The organism is Amycolatopsis sp. cg9 (genome assembly GCF_041346945.1).
Lineage (GTDB): Bacteria > Actinomycetota > Actinomycetes > Mycobacteriales > Pseudonocardiaceae > Amycolatopsis.
Window position 1 is genome coordinate 919,594 of sequence record NZ_CP166850.1, and the last position, 17,928, is coordinate 937,521.

Genomic DNA, 17,928 nt, shown 5'->3' on the forward strand with positions numbered 1-17,928 from the left:
GCCTAAGTTCACCCACTCGGAAAGCTACCCCGGACGGCGGTGGCGACCAATCCACCAGGCGGGGTTTCCCGCCTGGTGGATCCGTCACGCTTCGCGAACCAGCCGGAAGAACCCGCGAACCTGCTCGACGAACAACTGCGGCTGCTCGAGCGCGGCGAAGTGCCCGCCGACGGGCAGCTCCTCGAACCACCGCAGGTCGGTGTAGCGCTGCTCGGCCTGCCGCCGCGACGGCCGCACGATCTCCTTGGGGAACACCGAAACCCCGGCCGGCACGTCCACCGTGGACAGATCGCGATCGTTGTTCTCCCAGTACATCCGCGCCGAGGAGGCCGCCGTCGCGGTGAACCAGTAGACGGAGATGTCGTCGAGGATCTTCTGCCGGTCGACGGCTTCCTCGGGGTGCCCCTTGTGGTCGGTCCAGGCCCAGAACTTCTCGACGATCCAGGCGGCCTGCCCGGCGGGCGAGTCGGTGAGCCCGTACCCGAGCGTCTGCGGCCGCGTGCCCTGCTCGGCGGAGTACCCGCTCCCGGTCCGCCGGAACTCCTGCAGGTCGGCGAGCGCCCGCTCCTCGGCGGCCGTCAGATCGCCCTGGTCCATCCGCACGGGCGCGAAGTTGACGTGCACCCCGGCCACCCGCTCCGCCGCGACCTGCGCGAGCGAGTTGGTGATGGCGGCACCCCAGTCACCACCCTGGGCGCCGTAGCGGTCGTAGCCGAGCGACACCATCAGCGCGTCCCACAGCGCGGCGACCCGCGGGATCTTCAACGCGGGCTTGTCGCTCCACCCGAACCCGGGCAGCGACGGCACGACGACGTGGAACGCATCGGCCGGATCACCCCCGTACGCCCCGGGATCGGTGAGCGGCCCGATGACGTCGAGGAACTCCAGCACCGACCCGGGCCACCCGTGCGTGAGCACGAGCGGCAGCGCGTCCGGTTGTTCGGACTCGACGTGCAGGTAGTGCACCCCGACCCCGTCGACGGTCGCCCGGAACTGCGGGAAGGCGTTCAGCCGCCGCGCGAACCCGAAGTCGTACTCCTCACCCCAGTCCCGGCAGAGCTCCTTGACGTAGGCCAGCGGCACCCCCTGCGACCAATCGCCCACGGTCTCCGCCTCGGGCCACCGAGTCCGCCGCAACCGCTCCCGCAGGTCGGCGACATCACTCTCATCGAGAGCTACCTGGAACGGCTCAGCCATCACGGCTCCTTCGGGTGGGGTTCCCACGCTAGCGACGCCGCGCGGAGCCGATCAACTTCATAGCGTTGACCTGGGAAAACGCGGGTGGGGGAACCTGCGCGCGAGGGGTACGGGGGATGCGCTAAGCTTTCGGAGTCGCCCAGCGATGGGCCCTCGTAGCTCAGGGGATAGAGCACTGCCCTCCGGAGGCAGGTGTCGCAGGTTCGAATCCTGCCGAGGGCACCCCTTTATCAGCGGAAACCCGCTTATCACCAATTCACATCCGGACACCGTCGTGTCCGACTCGCTCACTTCGTCGTCGTCCCGTAACGCCCGCGTGAATCGTGGAGACTGTTCCAGAGTGTCGGCGGCGTGAGGGAGCGGGTGTTGGCGGTCGGTGAATCTGCGGAACAGCGCACGCGAAAGCCACCGGCCCGCCGCGTGTTCCTCAGTCACACCAGCGAGCTGGGCGAGCTGCCGAAGCCACGGTCGTTCGTCGCCGCGGCGAAGGACGCGGTGGCCGCCGCCGGGGATGCGGTGGTGGACATGTCCTCCTTCACCGCCCGGGACGCGACGCCGGAGCAGCTGGACCGGGAGATGCTGGCCGACGCCGACGTCTACGTGCTGATCGCCGGATTCCGGTACGGCATGCCGGTTCGCGGCCGCCCGGAGGTCTCCTACACCGAGCAGGAGTTCCAGATCGCCACCGACGCCGGCATGGAACGGCTGGTGTTCATCCTCGCCGAAGACACCGAAGGACCACCGGCGCTGATCAGGGACCTGCAGTACGGACCCCGGCAGGAAGCGTTCCGGCAACGGCTGCACGACAGCGGACTCGCCATCACCAAGGTGTCCTCACCCGGCCAGTTGGAAGCGAAGCTGCAGCTGGCCCTGACCAAACTCGACCGCCCGCAGCAGAAGTCGATGCCGGCGGGCCGGATCTCCAACATCCCCGCCCGCAGCGTCACCTTCACCGGCCGCGACGAGCTGCTGACCGGGCTGCGGGCGGCGTTGTGTTCAGGACGGCCTGCGGTGGTGCAGGCGCTCAACGGGATGGGCGGCGTCGGCAAGACCACCACCGCGATCGAGTACGCCCACCGGCACGCCGAGGACTACGACCTTGCCTGGTGGGTCCCCTCGGAAGACCCGACCCTGGTAGCCGGCCACCTCGCCGCCCTCGCCCAGGCGATGACCCTGGCCACCGGCCAAGACCCACCGGACGTCGCGCTGGCGCGGCTGCGCGGCGCGCTGCAATCGCGCGAGCGGTGGCTGCTGGTGTTCGACAACGCCGAAGACCCCGCCGCTCTGCGCCCGTTGCTGCCTGGTGGCGACGGGCACGTCATCATCACCTCCCGCGACCCCGACTGGGACGACATCGGCGCCGCGCTACCGGTGCGGGAGTTCACCCGCGCCGAATCGGTCAAACTCCTGCAATCCCGCTGTCCCCGGCTCACCGAACTCGACGCCGACCGCATCGCCGAGGCCCTCGGCGACCTGCCCTTGGCCGTCGACCAAGCCGCACGACTTCTTGCGACGACCGGCTGGACGGCGGATACCTACCTCGATCTGCACACCCAGCGCGCCCACGACCTCCTGGCCCGCCACGAGAAGGGCAGCAGCTACCCCGTCTCACTGGCCGCAGCCTGGACAGTGTCGTTCGACCAGCTCGCCCGCGAAAACCCCGCCGCGCTCAACACCCTCACCCTCGTGGCGTGGCTGGCTCCCGAACCGGTACCGCTCACCCTGCTCACCCACCAAACGGGCGACGCCGGAGTAGCCGCACGAGACCCGCTGGCCTTCGCTGAAATCACCACCGCCCTGCGCAGCCGCGGCCTGGCCGAGGTCACCACCACGACCATCCAGCTCCACCGCGTCCCCGCCGCACTACTGCGAGCCCACACCCGCCACGACGTCGTGGCCGACGCCCAAGACGCCACCTGGCCCGCTACCGCAGTCCGGCTGCTGCACGCCGGTCTACCCGACTCTCCGTGGAACAACCCGGCCAGCTGGCCCCAGTGGCAGGCACTCCTGCCGCATCTGCTCACTGTCTGCGAACCGGAACGCGTGCCGCTCCGACTGACCGCAGAGATCAGATACCTGCTCAACTACGCCGGGCTCTACCTCCAGACTCGCGGCGATACCGGCGCCGCACTGCCTCTGCACGAACGCGCGTACAAACTCGTCAAAGACGCACACGGCGACGACCACCTCGACACCCTCGACTCCGCCAACAACCTCGCCATGGCCCTCAGCATGCTGAACGAACAGCAGCGGGCCCGCGAGCTGAACGAGGACACCCTCGCCCGCTACAAACGCGTCCGGGGAGAAGACCATCCCGACACCCTCACCTCCGCCCACAACCTCGCCGCCAAACTCAGCTTGCTGGGCGAACACGAGCGATCCCGCGAGCTGAACGAGGACACCCTCGCCCGCCGCAAGCAGATCCTCGGCGACGATCACCCCGACACCCTCAACTCCGCCAACAACCTCGCCATCGAACTCGGCACACTCGGCGAACACCAGCGGGCCCGCGAGCTGAACGAGGACACCCTCGCCCGCTACAAACGCGTCCGGGGAGAAGACCATCCCGACACCCTCACCTCCGCCTACAACCTCGCCGCCAAACTCAGCTTGCTGGGCGAACAACAGCAGGCCCTCGAGCTGAACGAGGACACCTTCGCGCGGCGGAAGCAAATCCTCGGCGACGACCACCCCGACACCCTCAACTCCGCCAACAACCTCGCCGCCGACCTCAGCGAGCTAGGCGAACACCAGCGATCCCGCGAGCTGAACGAGGACACCCTCACCCGCCGCAAGCAGATCCTCGGCGACAACCACCCCCACACCCTCAACTCCGCCCACAACCTCGCCATCGAACTCGGCACACTCGGCGAACACCAGCAGGCCCGCGAGCTGAACGAGGACACCCTCGCCCGCCGCAAGCGGGTCCTCGGCGAAGACCACCCGCACACCCTCAACTCCGCCAACAACCTCGCCGCCAACCTCAACCAGCTGGGCGACCACCGGCGAGCTCGCGAGCTGGACAAGGACACCCTCGCCCGCAGCGAACGCATCCTCGGCGACAACGACCCCGGCACCCTCGCCTGATCCCATCCCCTCCGCTCCGAGCTGGGTGACTCCTGCGGGGCAATCCAGGCACTCGCCCAGAGCAGACGTGAGAAAGCGCTTTCAACCACCCACTGAAAGCGTTTTCATCCAGCACAACCCACTTGGCCCACCCCACCCCCTCCACCCCGGTGATACCGTACGCCCCAACGGAAACCGACGTTTCCCGGGAGCGCTCTCACCCTCTGAAGTCCCGCTCAAGAGGAGGCGTGCATGAGTTCATACGCAGCACTGGCGGCCACCGCGGCCCTGATCGCGGCCACAGCCGCACCGGCGGCCGCCGCGACCCAACGCGTCGAGGCCGAAGCCGCCACCTGCAGCGGCACGGTCGACAGCAACTGGTCCGGCTACTCCGGCGCCGGCTTCTGCAACGGTGACAACGCCGTCGGTGCCTACGTCCAGTTCTCCACCGGCGGTGCCGAAAGCGCCGTGGTCCGGTTCGCCAACGGCACCACGAGCGCCCGGGCCGCCGACGTTCTCGTCGACGGCGTCAAAACCCAATCCCTCTCCTTCCCCGCCACCGGCTCCTGGTCGACGTGGGCGTCGCAGACGATCCCGCTGACCGCGAACAGCAGCACCGTCCGGCTCAGCCCGACCACCGCGGGCGGGCTGCCCAACATCGACTACGCCGAGTTCACCACCGGCGGCACCCAGGCGGGCACCACCCTCTACGCCGCCCCCAACGGCAAGGACTCCGCCGAAGGCACGCTCGCCGATCCGCTGACGCTGCCCGCCGCGATCGCCAAGATCGGGGCCGGCGGGACGATCTCCCTCAGAGGCGGGACCTACAGCTACTCTCAGACCGTCACCATCCCGCCGGCCAACAGCGGGACCTCGAGCTCCCGCAAGACCCTCTCCGCCTACGCCGGTGAGACGCCCGTCCTGAACTTCTCGGCCATGGCCGAAGACCCGGCCAACCGCGGTCTCGCCCTGAACGGGTCGTACTGGCGGGTCGCCGGGCTCGTCGTCGAACGGGCCGGGGACAACGGGATCTTCGTCGGGGGCAGCAACAACGTCGTCGAGCGCGTGGTGACCCGCTTCAACCGCGATTCCGGGCTGCAGATCTCGCGGATCGCGTCGGACACCCCCCAAGCGCAATGGCCGTCGAACAACCTCGTCGTCAGCTCCGAATCGCACGACAACGCCGACTCCGACGGGGAGGACGCCGACGGGTTCGCCTCGAAGCTCACCTCCGGCACCGGCAACGTCTTCCGCTACGACGTCTCGCACCACAACATCGACGACGGCTGGGACCTCTACACCAAGACCGACACCGGCCCGATCGGTCCCGTGACCATCGAGGACTCGCTCGCCTACGCCAACGGCACCCTCAGCAACGGGACGGTGAACGAGAACGGCGACCGCAACGGCTTCAAGCTCGGCGGGGACAAGATCGCGGTCGACCACGTCGTGCGCCGGGACATCGCCTACCGGAACGGGCACCACGGGTTCACCTACAACAGCAACCCCGGCTCGATGACCGTCTCGGACAACGTCGGCATCGACAACGCCGAACGCAACTTCTCCTTCGACACCGGCACCTCCGTCTTCCGCGCGAACACGTCGTGCCGGTTCGCCGTCGACGGGTCGAACGACAAGACCGTCGGGAACGCCGACAGCTCGAACCAGTTCTGGACCGGGACGAACGGGTCGCGGTGCTCGTCGTACGGCGGGACGCTGCGGTGGTCCTTCGCCTCGGACGGCCGGTTGGTCGTGACCTTCGGTTAGTTCCTGTCGAAAAGCTGTGAAACGGACGGATCCGGCACTTTCCGGGTCCGTCCGTGCGTTCTCCAGGTAGGGAGAACGGGAGGAACCATGGGTGCCCTGTGGACGCTGCTGGGGTTCGCGCTGAGCCTGTACCTGCTGGTACTGGTCGCGCGGATGGTGCTGGACTGGGTCGCGGTGGTCGCCGACACGCCGCCGTGGGCGCGGCGGGCGCGCGGGCTCGCCTACGCCGCCACCGAGCCCGTGATCGGGCCGGTCCGGCGGGTCGTGCGGCCGGTGCGGATCGGCGGGATCTCGCTCGACCTCGCCTTCACGCTGGTCTTCATCGGCGTCATCGTGCTGCGGTCGATCGTCTTCGCCCTCTAAAGCGTGCCGCGGAAGCCCGCGGAGAGCCGGTCGACGCCGCTCTCCAGCTCCGCGCGCAGGCCGCGCAGGTCGATGCCGTCGGGGTCGATCAGCGCCTGCATCGAGATGCCGCGGAGCTGGGCGAGCAGGGCCGAGGCGTACGCGTCCGCGTCGCGGACGCCGGTGATGGAGCCGTCCGCGACGCCGCTGGCCACGGTCTGGGCGATGGCGAACCGGAACCGGCGGTCGGCTTCGGTCAGCGTGCCGCGCAGGGCCGAGTACTCCGCCGCGCCGTCGCCCCAGAGCGCGAGGAACGCCTGGTTGAGCGTCGGCATCGTGCGGATCAGCTCGAAGATGATGTCGAGCAGGGCGCGCAGCATGTCCATCGGCGTCGCGGTGGCCGCGCCGGTCCGGGCCGCGACGGCCTCGCTGTAGGAGTTCGTGAACTCTTCGACGGCGAACTCGACGAGCCGCTTCCCCAGCCCTTCCTTGTCACCGAAGTGCTGGAAGACGACCGATCGCGCGTAGCCGGAGCGCGCGCAGACGGCGCCGATCTTCAGCCTGCCGAAGCCCTCCTCGGCGATGAGGTGCGCGGCGGCGCCCAGGATGCGCGCCTCGACGGCTTCATCGCCGTCCTGCGGGATCCGGTCTGCGGCGGAGCGGTCCACCGCGCCATGCTAGCCACTCGCTCCCCGCCCCACCGGCCGAACGGTCAGCGAACCGTGCGCGGACCGTCAGCGGCGCCGCGCAGTCTCGGGTCACCACGACCGAGAGGAACCCCCGATGAAGACCGTGCTCGTCTCCGGCGCCGGCATCGCCGGCCCGACCGCCGCCTGGTGGCTGCACCGCGGCGGCTACCGCGTCACCGTCGTCGAGGCCGCCCCCGCGCTGCGCCCCGGCGGCCAGGCCGTCGACTTCCGCGGTGAACAGGTCAAGCTGCTGGCCGCGATGGGCGTCCTGGCCGACATCCGCCGGTGCGAGACGGCGATGGGCGACCAGACCGTGCTCGGCCTCGACGCGCGGCCCGCGCTGACCGTGCCCGGCGCCGCCTGGAGCGGCGAGGTCGAGATCCTGCGCGGCGACCTCGCGCGGATCCTCTACGAACACACGAAGGACGACGCCGAATACGTCTTCGGTGACCGCGTCACGGCGCTGACCGAGACGGCCGACGGCGTCGAGGTCACCTTCCGCCACGGCGCGCCGCGGAAGTTCGACCTGGTCGTCGGCGCCGACGGCGTGCACTCCGGCGTCCGCGCCGCCGCGTTCGGCCCGGAGCGCGACTTCCGGCACGACCTCGGCTTCGGCATCGCCGGCTTCACCGCGCCCAACCACCTCGGGCTCGACCACACCAGCGTCATGTACAACGAGCCCGGCCGCGGCGTGTCGGTCGGCAGCCACCGGCTGCCCGGCAAGCTGCACGTCAGCCTGGTCTTCGCCGCCGACGGCGTCGAGTTCCGCCGCTCCCCCGGCGAGCAGCGCGCCCTCCTCACACAGCTGTTCGCGAACACCGGCTGGGAAGTGCCGAAGCTGCTCGAAGCACTGCCCGCCGCCGACGACCTCTACGTCGATTCGATCAGCCAGATCCACCTCGACCGCTGGTCGAAGGGCCGGGTCGTGCTGCTCGGCGACGCCGCCTGGTGCGCCGGGCCGGGCGGGTCCGGCACCGGGCTCGGGATGATGGGCGCGCAGGTGCTGGCCGGCGAGCTCGCGGCGGCGGGCGGGGACCACGTGACGGCGTTCGCGAAGTACGAGGAGCGGCTGCGCAAGCCGGCGACGGTCGGGCAGAAGAACGGGAAGGGCTCGGGCAACTTCCTCGCCCCGCTCACGGTCGCGAAGATCCGCAGCCGCAACCGCGCCTACCGGATGATCAGCACCCGCTTGTTCGGCAAGGTGTTCACCTGGATGACCGACCGCGCGGCCAACGCGATCGAATACCGGGAGTACCCCGCGCTCACCACGGCATGAGCCGACGATCTTCGTCTCATCGGGGGACTCGGCTGGCGGCCCGGCGTGGCGTGCGTCACCCTCGACGCCATGTCACCGCGCCGGGCCGCCGACGCCCCCGTCAGGACGGCGATCGCCGGGCTGGCCGTGCTGGCGCTGGGCGTCGTGGCGGCGCTGAACGTCCGGTCCCTGCCCGTGATCGGCGACGGCACCACGTACTCCGCCGAATTCAGCGAAGCGGCCGGGCTGTTCGCGGGCAACGACGTCCGGATCGCCGGGGTGAAGGTCGGGCGCGTCACCGACCTCGAGCTGCGCGGCGGTCACGTGCTGGTTTCCTTCAAGGCCAAGGACGCCTGGCTCGGCGACGCGACGGGTGCGGCGATCCGGCTCAAGACCGTGCTGGGCCAGAAGTACCTCGCGCTCGACCCGGAGGGCGAAGGGACGCTCGACCCCGGGCAGCCGATCCCGCGGTCCCGCACCACCGTCCCGTACGACGTCCTCGCGGCCTTCGGCCAGCTTTCGTCCACTGTGGACAACATCGACACGGTGCAGCTGGCGAAGAGCTTCGACACGCTGTCGGCGACACTGGCGAACACGCCGCAGAGCGTCCGCGCCGCGCTCACCGGGCTGTCCCGGCTGTCGGACTCCCTCGCGTCCCGCGACCACCAGCTCGGCACGCTGCTCGCCAACACCAGGGCGGTGTCGCAGACGCTCGTCGACCGCGACGCCGCCGTCCAGCGGCTCTTCGCCGACGGCAACCAGCTGCTCTCCGAAGTGAGCGCCCGGGAGCAGGCGATCACCACGCTGCTGGACGGCTCGCGGCAGCTCGCCACCGAACTTTCCGGGCTGATCGACGAAAACGAGGCCCAGGTCGGCCCGCTGCTCACCCAGCTCGACCAGCTGACGTCGATGCTGCAGCGCAACCAGGACGCGCTCGCCGCCGGCATCAAGGGGTTCGCGCCGCTGGTCCGGCTCGGCACCAACATCGCCGGCAACGGCCGCTTCATCGACGGCTACCTGTGCGGGCTGATCCTGCCCTCGATCGGCCCGCTGAACGAGGAAGGCTGCCACGGCTAGGGTTTCGTGATCCGCACCGTCACCTGGTTGTCGCTGTAGGTGTAGGCGACGTATTCGAACTCGACGCCGGTGCGCTCGACGTACTCGGTCCAGGCGCGGTATTCGTGCCGCTGCCAGCCGGGGAAGTTGAAGAACTCGTCGAAGTGCACGATGCTGCCCGCGCGCAGCCGCGGCCCGCAGAGGTCGAGCACGGTCTTGGCGGAGCTGTAGAGGTCGCCGTCGACGTGCAGGAAGTCGACGTGTCCCCGGTGGTCGGCCAGGAACCCGGGAAGGCTGTCGTTGAACAGCCCCACGACGAGCTCGGCGCCGGGGACGTCGGGCAGGTCGTCGCGGGCGAAGGCGCCGGCGGGCATGCCGTTGAGCCACGCCTCGGGCAGGCCGTCGAAGGAGTCGAAGCCGTAGACCTCGCGGCCGCCGCGGGCGCGGGCGATGGTCCGCAGCGTGTTGCCGGACGCGACCCCGAACTCCAGCGCCATGCCGCCTTGCGGTGCCAGGGACAGCGCGTACTCGAGCGTCTCCTTCGGACGGCCGAAGTGGCGGGAGCCGACGAGGTGCTCGCGGGCGAAGACGTTGCTCTGGAGGGCGGCGTCCTGATCGCCGGCGTAGACGATGTCGCGGCGGCTGCGGATCTCGAACTCCACCACCCGATCGAGGACCCGGTCACCCTGGCGGACGATCTCCTCGCGGAGCTCCGCGGCCATCCGGTTCAGCTGATCGGTGTACGGGTCCTGCACTTTCGAGGCCAGCGCGTGGAGCAGCTTGCCCAGGGTTTTCCTTACGGGTGAACGGGTTTTCGTGCGGTTCATCCCGGGACGGTACCTGACGGCCCGGCGCGAGCCGGGCACTCCCCTGCGCGGCGGCGCACAGCGTGACCGCGCCACTGCCGTCCACTGTGTACACCTCGCACCGGCAGGTGGCCCGCGACCGCCCGGCCTGCACGACGACCGCGCGGGCCCGCAGCGTGGCCCCCACGGCGGGGCGCAGGTAGTCGATCGTGAAGCCGGCGGTCAGCAGCTCCGGGCCGAGCACCGTGCCCGCGGCGAAGGTGAGCGCGTTGTCGGCGGCGTAGGCCAGCACCCCGCCGTGCAGATAGCCGTTCTGCTGCTCGAGCTCCTCGCGGACGTCCAGTTCCAGGGTGGCGGCGCCGTCGCCGAACTCGGTCAGCCGGGCACCGAGCAGCCGGCTGAACGGCTGGCTCGCCAGACCACGGCGTGCTGCTTCCACATCGAGCATGGCCCCTCACTTCACTAGTGAAGTGAGAATGGCGCGGCACGCCGCCGGCTGTCAAGATCGGGGCGTGCCCGAACCCGACCAGCGCCTGTTCTTCCTGCTCCAGCAGGCCGCCCACCGCCTGCGCGTGGACGCCGACCGCCGGCTGGCCGCCGCCGCGGGCATCACCTCGGCCCAGCTCGGCGCCCTCTTCGCGGTCCGCGAAGGCGGTTTGACGCAGCGGGACCTCGCCGACCGCCTCGGCCAGCGCGAGTCGGCGGTGACGGCGATGGTCACCCGGCTCGCCGCCGCCGGGCTGGTCGCCAAGCGGGCGCACCCGCGCGAGCACCGCGCGATCGTGCTGGAGCTGACCGCGGCGGGCGCGGAAGCGCTGGCCCGCGTCGCGCCCGAAGTCGAGGCGTTCAACGCGCAGCTGCGGGCGGTCCTGGGTGAGGACGGTTTCCGCCGGACGGCCGAAGCGGCCGGGAAGCTGGCTGACTGGCCGCCACGATGAGCCGGAAGCCCGCGTCCCACTCCGGGCGGGCCAGCAGTTCGGCGTGCTCCGCGTGCCACCGGCCGGACTCGAGGTCGGCCCGCAGCCGGTCCATCCCCCGCTCGACGGCTTCCGGCGACGTCTGCGCGAGCGCCGAGCAGGCCCGCCGCACGGCCGGGTCCAGGTAGGCCTCCGGCCGCCGCCAGTGCGCCGGGAACACCCCGTCGGTGAAGTCCCACGGCACGGGCAGCGGGAGCACCGACGACGTGCCGAGGAAGTCCGCGATGTCCGCCGCCGAAGGGCGCGACCGCTCGAGTTCCGCCACCTCCGGCACGTACTCCCGCACGAGCCAGAAGTCGTTGTGCAGCGCGGTGTCGTAGGCCAGCACGACCTGCCGGGGCGCGACCCGGCGCAGCTCCTCGAGCCCCCGGCGCCAGTCCGGCCAGTGGTGCACGGTCAGCACCGCCAGCGCGGCGTCGAACGTCCCGGCCGCGAACGGCAGCGCCTCCGCGACCGCCCGCACGACCGGCGCGGCACCGGCCCGGCGCTGCCGGATCATCTCCGCCGACGGCTCGACGGCGACCACCCGGCGGTCCGGCGGCTCGTACGACCCCGTCCCGGACCCGACGTCCAGCACGGACCGCGCCGCACCCAGCGCGGCGACCACCGGCGCGAGCCACCGCGGGTCGGTGCGCCGCCCCAGCGCGTAACCGACCCCGATCTCGTCGTAGCGTGCCATCAGCGCTCGGGGCCGTCGCCGCCGTTCTGCTCGGCCAGGAAGCGCTCGAACTGCGAGCCGAGCTCCTCCGCGGTCGGCATGTGCTCGACGGACTCCGCGAGCAGGGACCCCTTCTCCGAAGCCTCGACGAACGTGTCGTACTGCCGCTCCAGCGCGCGGACGACGTCGGCGACCTCGTCGGACTCGGCGACCTGGCGGTTGATCTCGGCGTCGGCCAGCTCGGCGGCCGTGCGCAGCTCGCCCTCGGTCAGGCTCAGCCCGGTCGCGCGGCTCAGCGCGTCGAGCACGACCAGAGAAGCGGCGGGGTACGTCGACTGCGCCAGGTAGTGCGGCACGTGCGCGGCGAAGCCGACGGCGTCGTGGCCCCACTCGCCGAGCCGGTACTCCAGCAGCGCGGCGAGGCTGCCGGGGACCTGCAGCCGGTTCGGCAGCGGCTGGTGCTCGCCGACCAGGTCCTGGCGGGTGGCGTGCGCGGTGACGCCGAGCGGGCGGGTGTGCGGCGCGCCCATCGGGATGCCGTGGAAGCCCGCGGTGAGCCGGACGCCCCAGCGCTCGACCAGGTTCCGGACCGCGCGGCAGAACCGCTCCCAGTCGTGGTCCGGCTCGGGGCCGGACAGCAGCAGGAACGGCGTGCCGTCGGCGTCGTGCAGCAGGTGCACGACCAGTTCGGGCGCGTCGTAGTCCTCCCAGTGGTCGACCGCGTAGGTCATCGTCGGCCGCCGCGAGCGGTAGTCGATGAGCCGGTCGACGTCGAAGCGGGCGACCACCCGGTGCTCGCCGGTCAGCAGGTGCTCCGCCAGCAGACGGCCCGCCGAGCCGGCGTCCATGAACCCTTCGAAGTGGTGCATGAGCACCGCTCCGGTCAGGTCGGGGACGTCCGAGTCCACCTCGTACAGGTCGTCGGGATCGAGTCCCACCGGGTCCTCCTGCTCTCAGACACTTGAATCCTTCAAGCACAACACACGCGTCCGGGGATTTGATTCCACCGACGGTGTCGCCGATCGTAACGGCACGCGATCGAGGCCGGACCGGATCGGCATCGTGACAAGTGTCGTGGGCGCGCAAGTCTCCGATCGGGCACGCTTGAGGCGTGAGCGAACACACCACGAACACGGCGTTGCGGCTGCGCCCGCCGGCGCACCGGGTCAGCCGCCGGGCCATCGGCTACTGGACGGTGACCGCCGCGATCTTCTGGGTCCTGCTGATCGGGCTGCAGACCGTCATCGTGGTGACCAGCGACGACCCGCCGTCGTTCCTGAGCGTGACGCTGGTGGTCTCGTGCGTGCTCGCCCCGCTGCACCTGGTCGTGATGCCGCAGTGGCGCTACCGCGTGCACCGCTGGGAGGTCACCGGCGAAGCCGTCTACACGCAGGCGGGGTGGCTGAAGCAGGAGTGGCGGATCGCGCCGGTCTCGCGGATCCAGACCGTCGACATCGAGCGCGACCCGTTCGAGCAGCTGTTCGGGCTGGCGAAGATCACCGTGACGACGGCGTCCGCGGCGGGACCGCTGCGCATCGCGGGCCTGGCGCACGGCCGCGCGCTGGAGCTGGCCGACGAGCTGACGAAGACGACCCAGGCCGTGCGCGGGGACGCGACATGAGCACCGAAGCCGTCGTGACCCCGCCCGCCGAAGGCACGCAGGACGCGCCCTGGCACCGCCTCGACCGGCGCATGCTGCTCATCCGGCCGGTGCTGGACCTGGCGAAGTCACTGCCGGTGCTGCTGGGCGCGCTGCTGTTCGGCCACGGCGAGCCGTGGCAGTGGATCGGCTTGGCGTTCACCGCGATCGCCGTGTTCACCGGCGTCTCGCACGTGCTGACTTCGCGCTACCGGATCACCGCGACGCAGGTCGAGTGGCACACCGGGCTGCTGCTGCGCAAGCAGCGCGCGATCCCCCGCGACCGGATCCGCACGGTCGACGTCACCTCCGAGCCGAAGCACCGGCTGTTCTCCCTCGCCGCGGCGCGCATCGGCACCGGGCGGCACTCGCACGGGAAGGGACCGGGCAAGGACGAACTCGTCCTCGACGCCGTCACCGTCGCCGAGGCCCGGCGGCTGCGGACGCTGCTGCTGCACCGCAAGGCCGAGGCGGGACCGTCGCAGGCCGCCGCGCCGCCGGAGCAGCTCGTGGCGGCGGTGGACAAGAAGTGGCTGCGGTACGCGCCGTTCACGCTCTCGGGCCTCGCGGTCGTCGGCGCCGTGGTCGGCACCGTCTACCACTTCGCGCACGAACTGCACTTCGACCCGATCCAGTTCTCGCTGGTCCAGACGGTCGTCGGGCACTTCACCGACACGCCGGCGTGGCTGAGCCTGGTGCTGGCCGCCGCCGGGCTGCTGGTGCTCGTGTCGGTGCTGTCGGTCGGCGGGTACGTGCTCTCGTTCTGGAACTTCCGGCTCACCCGCGAGCCCGCCGGCACGCTGCACATCCGGCGCGGGCTGATCACCACGCGGTCGGTGTCGATCGAGGAGGAGCGCCTGCGGGGCGTGGAAATCCGCGAGCCGTTGCCGCTGCGGCTGGCCGGTGGCGCCCGCTGCGTCGCCATCGCCGGCGGCCTGCGCGAAGGCAAGGGCGCGGACAAGGGCGGTGGCCTGCTGCTCCCGCCCGCGCCGCTTTCGAAGGCGCACGAAGTCGTCGCGGAGGTGCTCGGCGAGGACCCGGTCGCGACGCCGTTGACGCGCCACCCGCGCCGGGCGCTGTACCGGCGGATCTCCCGCGCCGTCGTCGGCGTGCTGCTGCTCGCCGCGGCGCTCTACGGCCTCGCGTGGCTGGGCGCGCTGCCGGACTGGCCGTGGCAGGCCGCGCTCGTGCTGCTGCCGTTCGCCGCGCTCGTCGGCTGGGACCGCTACCGCGGCCTCGGGCACGCGCTCACCGGCCGCTACCTGGTGACGCGCTCGGGCTCGCTGGACCGCGGCACGGCGGCGGTCCGCTGCGACGGGATGACCGGGATCGTCGTCGAGCGCTCGTACTTCCAGCGCCGCGCCGGCCTCGTCACGGTGATCGCGCCGGTCGCCGCGGGCAAGGGCCGGTACCGGGTGCTCGACGTCGGGGAGACCGACGGGCTGGCGCTCGCGGACCGGGCCGTCCCGGGACTGCTGACGCCGTTCCTGACCGGTGAGCGGGACCGCGGTTGACGTCCCGCCGAAGCCGCTCGTAGCGTGGATCCGCCGTCCGAAACGCAAGTCCACCGCGTTCACGAGAGGACGGCAGGATGTTCCGGAAGTTCTTCGGTGTGCTCGCCGCGGGGATCGTCGCGGCGTCGGCGTTCGCACCCACCGCGGCGGCCGCGGAAAACCCGTACGGCGACCCGAATCTGGTCTCGATGTTCGACGGCGCCGATTTGACCGCTTGGACGTCGTCCAAGCCCGGTCTGTGGTCGGCGAAAAACGGCGTCATCCACGGAAACGGCACCGCGCGCGGCTGGTTGTACTACAACAAACAGCAGGTCGGCACGTTTCGGTGGATATTCAATGTGCGGCAGGTCAAGGGCGACCACAAACCGACCGTGCTCATCTGGGGCACCACCGACCCGATCCGCGACGCGCTGAGCGCCATCCAGTTCCAGCCGCCGAACGGCGGGCACTGGGACTACCGGCCCGGCCACAACAACGGCGGCGGGACCCTGTTCCGGCAGCTGCCGCACCCCACGATCGACATCGGGAAGTGGGCCCAGTGCGAGCTGATCGGGGACGCGGCCACCGGCGTCGCGCGGATGGCGTGCTGCCCGCTCACCGGAACGGCCGTCACCTGCAAGGGCGTCGAAGTCCTGCGGTTCACCGACGAGACCGCCGGCCGGGTCGGCCCGCTCGCGCTGCAGGTGCACAACTCCGGGATCCAGGACGAGTACCGCGGTCTCTACGTCGAGTCACCTGTCGTGACGAAACCGGGCGAGTTCCTCACCCGCTGACCGCGGTTCTTTCCCGGGTGGCGGAATGCTGGCCTTCGTTTAACACAACGTGCTAATTTATTCACCCCGTGTGATAGCGAAGGTCGTTTTTGTCTCACCGAGAGGTCATGATGACGCCTGCCGTCAGTGCCGTCGACGGTCCCGCCACCTCCGCACCGCGCCGCACCCCCGGTGCCAGCAGTTCCCGCAAGGTCCTGCAACTGCTGCTCGCCTTTTCCGAAAGACGCTGGGAGGCCAGCGTCGCCGAGCTCGCCGCGACGATCGGCACCCCGGTCGCGACGACCTACCGCTACGTGGCGCTGCTCAAGGAGCTGCAGCTGCTCGAAGAAGGCCGGGCCGGGCACTACCACCTGACCAGCCAGGTGATGCCGCTGGCGCGGGCCGCGCAGCTGGCGAACGACCTCGTCCGGCTGGCGCGGCCGTCGATGGAAGAGGCCGCGCGGGAGCTGGGCGAAACGGTGATGCTGTTCCAGCAGTTCGGCGACGCCGCCGTGTGCGCGGACCGCGTCGAGTGCGACCGCGCCATGCGGTTCACGTTCGAGCCGGGGCATTCGATGCCGCTCGGGCTCGGGGCGTCCGGCAAGATGCTGCTCGCCCTGCTGCCCGAGATGGAACGCGACCGGCGGCTGCCCTCGATCGTCGAGCAGCGCGGCACCGCTGTCCGCGACGAGCTGAAGCACGCGCTGGAGAACCGGTATTCGGTCAGCTCGGGGGAAATCGACGAAGGCGTCTGGGCCTGTTCGGTGCCGGTGCACACGCCCGGGCGGCGCCCCACGGTGCTCAGCATGGCCGGCCCGGCCGCGCGGATCACCGAGGAGGCCCGGCACACCGCGATCACCGCCCTGCAGGAGTACGCGATCCGGATCCAGCGGACGATCTCGTCTTATTCGCTGTGAGAATCCCGCGCGAGCCCGTAGGAATGGCCGGGTGATCCGGCTCGCGCGCCCCGACGACCTGCCCGCGTTGATCGACATCGAACGCGAGGCCGGCAGCCTCTTCCGCGACGTCGGCATGACCGCGATCGCCGACGACGACCCCGGCTCGGTCGCGGAGCTGGCGGTGTACCAGGCCGGCGGCCGCGCGTGGGTGAGCGTCGACGAGCGCGACCGGCCGGTCGCCTACCTCGTCGCGGAGGTCATCGACGGGTGCGCGCACATCGAGCAGGTCTCGGTCCACCCCGGCCACGCCCGGCGCGGACTGGGCCGCGCGCTGATCGACGCGCTCGCGGAGTGGGCCCTCGCCCGCGATCTTCCGGCGCTGACGCTCACGACGTTCGCCGCCGTGCCGTGGAACGCGCCCTACTACGAGCGGCTCGGGTTCCGGGTCCTCCCGGACGGTGAAATCGGCGTCGGGCTGCGCGCGATCCGCGGCGCCGAAGCGGCTCGTGGCCTGGACGCCTGGCCGCGCGTCGCCCTGATCCGACCGCTCTGACCTGCGATTTTGCGGCTTCCTCCCCTACTGGGGGGATGCACTGGCGCGCACGGTCGAACATGTGTTCTACTGTGCGGGCCGGTCCCGGAGGGGGAAGCTCCGCGGGCCGGCCCACAGACTTCGGGAGGTTGTTGTGGCGGTCAAGATCACCCACCTGACGAACGGCCAGCAGGTCCGCTTCGCCAACGCCGACGGCGCCCGCCGGTACGCCGAAATCATGGGCGGCGGCGTGGACAAGTGGCGCTTCACGGTCGTCCCCGAGGACCCGGCGCTCCGGAAAATGTCGGACTCGGTCGTTAACGTGCCCGTATGGCGCATGACTTCCAGGTAGTGGTGGATTCGGCCGACCCGCACGTGCAGGCCGACTGGTGGGCCGAGACGCTCGGCTGGTCCGTGGAACCGACGGACGAAGGCTTCATCCGCGAGATGATCGCGAAGGGGTACGCGAAGGAGGAGGAAACCCGGACTTACCGCGGCTCCCTGGTCTGGAAGACGGGGGCGGCGATCCGGCATCCGGATTCGCCACCCGACGGGCCGCCACGGCGGATCCTGTTCCAGGAGGTCCCGGAGGGGAAGACGGTCAAGAACCGGGTCCACATCGACGTCTGGGTGGGGGCGGACAACGTCGAGGCGACGCTGGAGAAGCTGACGTCCCGCGGGGCGACGTACCTGCACCGGGGGCGGCAGGGGCCGCACAGCTGGGTGACCGTGGCGGATCCGGAGGGGAACGAGTTCTGCATTTCGTGAGGTGCGCGGCC

Annotated in this window: 19 protein-coding genes and 1 tRNA gene; 14 read left to right on the forward strand and 6 right to left on the reverse strand. The window is 70.8% G+C overall.

Going from position 1 to position 17,928, the window contains the following annotated elements; translation table 11 throughout:
• Nucleotides 1–84: 84 nt before the first annotated feature.
• Nucleotides 85–1,197 carry an epoxide hydrolase family protein gene (locus tag AB5J73_RS03935; RefSeq protein WP_370968221.1) on the reverse strand — a complete coding sequence of 371 codons (1,113 nt, stop codon included), beginning with the start codon at nt 1,195–1,197 and terminating at the stop codon, nt 85–87.
• A gap of 149 nt (nt 1,198–1,346) precedes the next feature.
• Between AB5J73_RS03935 and AB5J73_RS03940 the strand changes: the two genes are divergently transcribed.
• The 4 genes from AB5J73_RS03940 to AB5J73_RS03955 all read left to right on the forward strand — a co-directional run bounded on the left by AB5J73_RS03940 (nt 1,347) and on the right by AB5J73_RS03955 (nt 6,393).
• Nucleotides 1,347–1,419 (forward strand) — tRNA-Arg (locus tag AB5J73_RS03940).
• Nucleotides 1,420–1,617: 198 nt separating this feature from the next.
• Nucleotides 1,618–4,284, forward strand: a complete 2,667-nt coding sequence (fxsT, locus tag AB5J73_RS03945) for an FxSxx-COOH system tetratricopeptide repeat protein (protein WP_370968223.1) — start codon at nt 1,618–1,620, stop codon at nt 4,282–4,284.
• Between the two features lie 231 nt (nt 4,285–4,515).
• A complete protein-coding gene (locus AB5J73_RS03950; protein WP_370968225.1) occupies nt 4,516–6,030 on the forward strand; it encodes a carbohydrate-binding protein in 1,515 nt (504 codons plus the stop codon).
• Between the two features lie 87 nt (nt 6,031–6,117).
• On the forward strand, nt 6,118–6,393 hold the full coding sequence (locus AB5J73_RS03955) for a YggT family protein (protein WP_160699161.1): 276 nt from the start codon (nt 6,118–6,120) through the stop codon (nt 6,391–6,393).
• Here the strand turns inward: AB5J73_RS03955 and AB5J73_RS03960 are convergent.
• Nucleotides 6,390–7,040 carry a TetR/AcrR family transcriptional regulator gene (locus AB5J73_RS03960; protein ID WP_370968228.1) on the reverse strand — a complete coding sequence of 217 codons (651 nt, stop codon included), beginning with the start codon at nt 7,038–7,040 and terminating at the stop codon, nt 6,390–6,392. The genes AB5J73_RS03955 and AB5J73_RS03960 overlap by 4 nt on opposite strands.
• A 115-nt stretch (nt 7,041–7,155) precedes the next feature.
• Between AB5J73_RS03960 and AB5J73_RS03965 the strand changes: the two genes are divergently transcribed.
• A complete protein-coding gene (locus tag AB5J73_RS03965) occupies nt 7,156–8,337 on the forward strand; it encodes an FAD-dependent monooxygenase (RefSeq protein ID WP_370968230.1) in 1,182 nt (393 codons plus the stop codon).
• 69 nt (nt 8,338–8,406) lie between these two features.
• Nucleotides 8,407–9,393 carry an MCE family protein gene (locus AB5J73_RS03970; protein WP_370968232.1) on the forward strand — a complete coding sequence of 329 codons (987 nt, stop codon included), beginning with the start codon at nt 8,407–8,409 and terminating at the stop codon, nt 9,391–9,393.
• Here AB5J73_RS03970 and AB5J73_RS03975 read toward each other — a convergent pair.
• On the reverse strand, nt 9,390–10,103 hold the full coding sequence (locus AB5J73_RS03975) for a class I SAM-dependent methyltransferase (protein WP_370972908.1): 714 nt from the start codon (nt 10,101–10,103) through the stop codon (nt 9,390–9,392). The two genes, AB5J73_RS03970 and AB5J73_RS03975, sit on opposite strands and share 4 nt — an antisense overlap.
• Nucleotides 10,054–10,626: a PaaI family thioesterase gene (locus tag AB5J73_RS03980; protein ID WP_370968234.1), complete on the reverse strand. Its 573-nt coding sequence runs from the start codon at nt 10,624–10,626 to the stop codon at nt 10,054–10,056. Before AB5J73_RS03980 ends, AB5J73_RS03975 begins: the two co-directional genes overlap by 50 nt.
• Nucleotides 10,627–10,690: 64 nt before the next feature.
• Here AB5J73_RS03980 and AB5J73_RS03985 point away from each other — a divergent pair, with 64 nt between their 5' ends.
• Nucleotides 10,691–11,116, forward strand: coding sequence for a MarR family winged helix-turn-helix transcriptional regulator (locus AB5J73_RS03985; RefSeq protein ID WP_370968236.1), 426 nt, complete (start codon nt 10,691–10,693; stop codon nt 11,114–11,116).
• Here the strand turns inward: AB5J73_RS03985 and AB5J73_RS03990 are convergent.
• On the reverse strand, nt 11,025–11,834 hold the full coding sequence (locus AB5J73_RS03990; RefSeq protein ID WP_370968238.1) for a class I SAM-dependent methyltransferase: 810 nt from the start codon (nt 11,832–11,834) through the stop codon (nt 11,025–11,027). The two genes, AB5J73_RS03985 and AB5J73_RS03990, sit on opposite strands and share 92 nt — an antisense overlap.
• Nucleotides 11,834–12,751 carry a proteasome assembly chaperone family protein gene (locus tag AB5J73_RS03995; protein ID WP_370968240.1) on the reverse strand — a complete coding sequence of 306 codons (918 nt, stop codon included), beginning with the start codon at nt 12,749–12,751 and terminating at the stop codon, nt 11,834–11,836. The genes AB5J73_RS03990 and AB5J73_RS03995 overlap by 1 nt, the downstream gene beginning before the upstream one ends.
• Nucleotides 12,752–12,924: 173 nt before the next feature.
• Here AB5J73_RS03995 and AB5J73_RS04000 point away from each other — a divergent pair, with 173 nt between their 5' ends.
• From AB5J73_RS04000 to AB5J73_RS04030, 7 genes are all read left to right on the forward strand, one after another.
• Nucleotides 12,925–13,434 carry a PH domain-containing protein gene (locus tag AB5J73_RS04000; protein ID WP_370968242.1) on the forward strand — a complete coding sequence of 170 codons (510 nt, stop codon included), beginning with the start codon at nt 12,925–12,927 and terminating at the stop codon, nt 13,432–13,434.
• Nucleotides 13,431–14,966, forward strand: a complete 1,536-nt coding sequence (locus AB5J73_RS04005; protein WP_370968244.1) for a PH domain-containing protein — start codon at nt 13,431–13,433, stop codon at nt 14,964–14,966. The genes AB5J73_RS04000 and AB5J73_RS04005 overlap by 4 nt, the downstream gene beginning before the upstream one ends.
• Before the next feature lie 77 nt (nt 14,967–15,043).
• A complete protein-coding gene (locus tag AB5J73_RS04010) occupies nt 15,044–15,739 on the forward strand; it encodes a family 16 glycoside hydrolase (protein WP_370968247.1) in 696 nt (231 codons plus the stop codon).
• A gap of 110 nt (nt 15,740–15,849) precedes the next feature.
• The gene (locus AB5J73_RS04015; RefSeq protein ID WP_370972910.1) at nt 15,850–16,635 is read left to right on the forward strand and encodes an IclR family transcriptional regulator; all 786 of its coding nucleotides are present in this window, start codon (nt 15,850–15,852) and stop codon (nt 16,633–16,635) included.
• A gap of 31 nt (nt 16,636–16,666) precedes the next feature.
• Nucleotides 16,667–17,170, forward strand: a complete 504-nt coding sequence (locus tag AB5J73_RS04020) for a GNAT family N-acetyltransferase (protein WP_370968249.1) — start codon at nt 16,667–16,669, stop codon at nt 17,168–17,170.
• A 133-nt stretch (nt 17,171–17,303) separates the two neighbouring features.
• Nucleotides 17,304–17,501: a hypothetical protein gene (locus tag AB5J73_RS04025; protein WP_072476601.1), complete on the forward strand. Its 198-nt coding sequence runs from the start codon at nt 17,304–17,306 to the stop codon at nt 17,499–17,501.
• Nucleotides 17,480–17,917 carry a VOC family protein gene (locus tag AB5J73_RS04030; protein WP_370968252.1) on the forward strand — a complete coding sequence of 146 codons (438 nt, stop codon included), beginning with the start codon at nt 17,480–17,482 and terminating at the stop codon, nt 17,915–17,917. The genes AB5J73_RS04025 and AB5J73_RS04030 overlap by 22 nt, the downstream gene beginning before the upstream one ends.
• Nucleotides 17,918–17,928 lie beyond the last annotated feature (11 nt).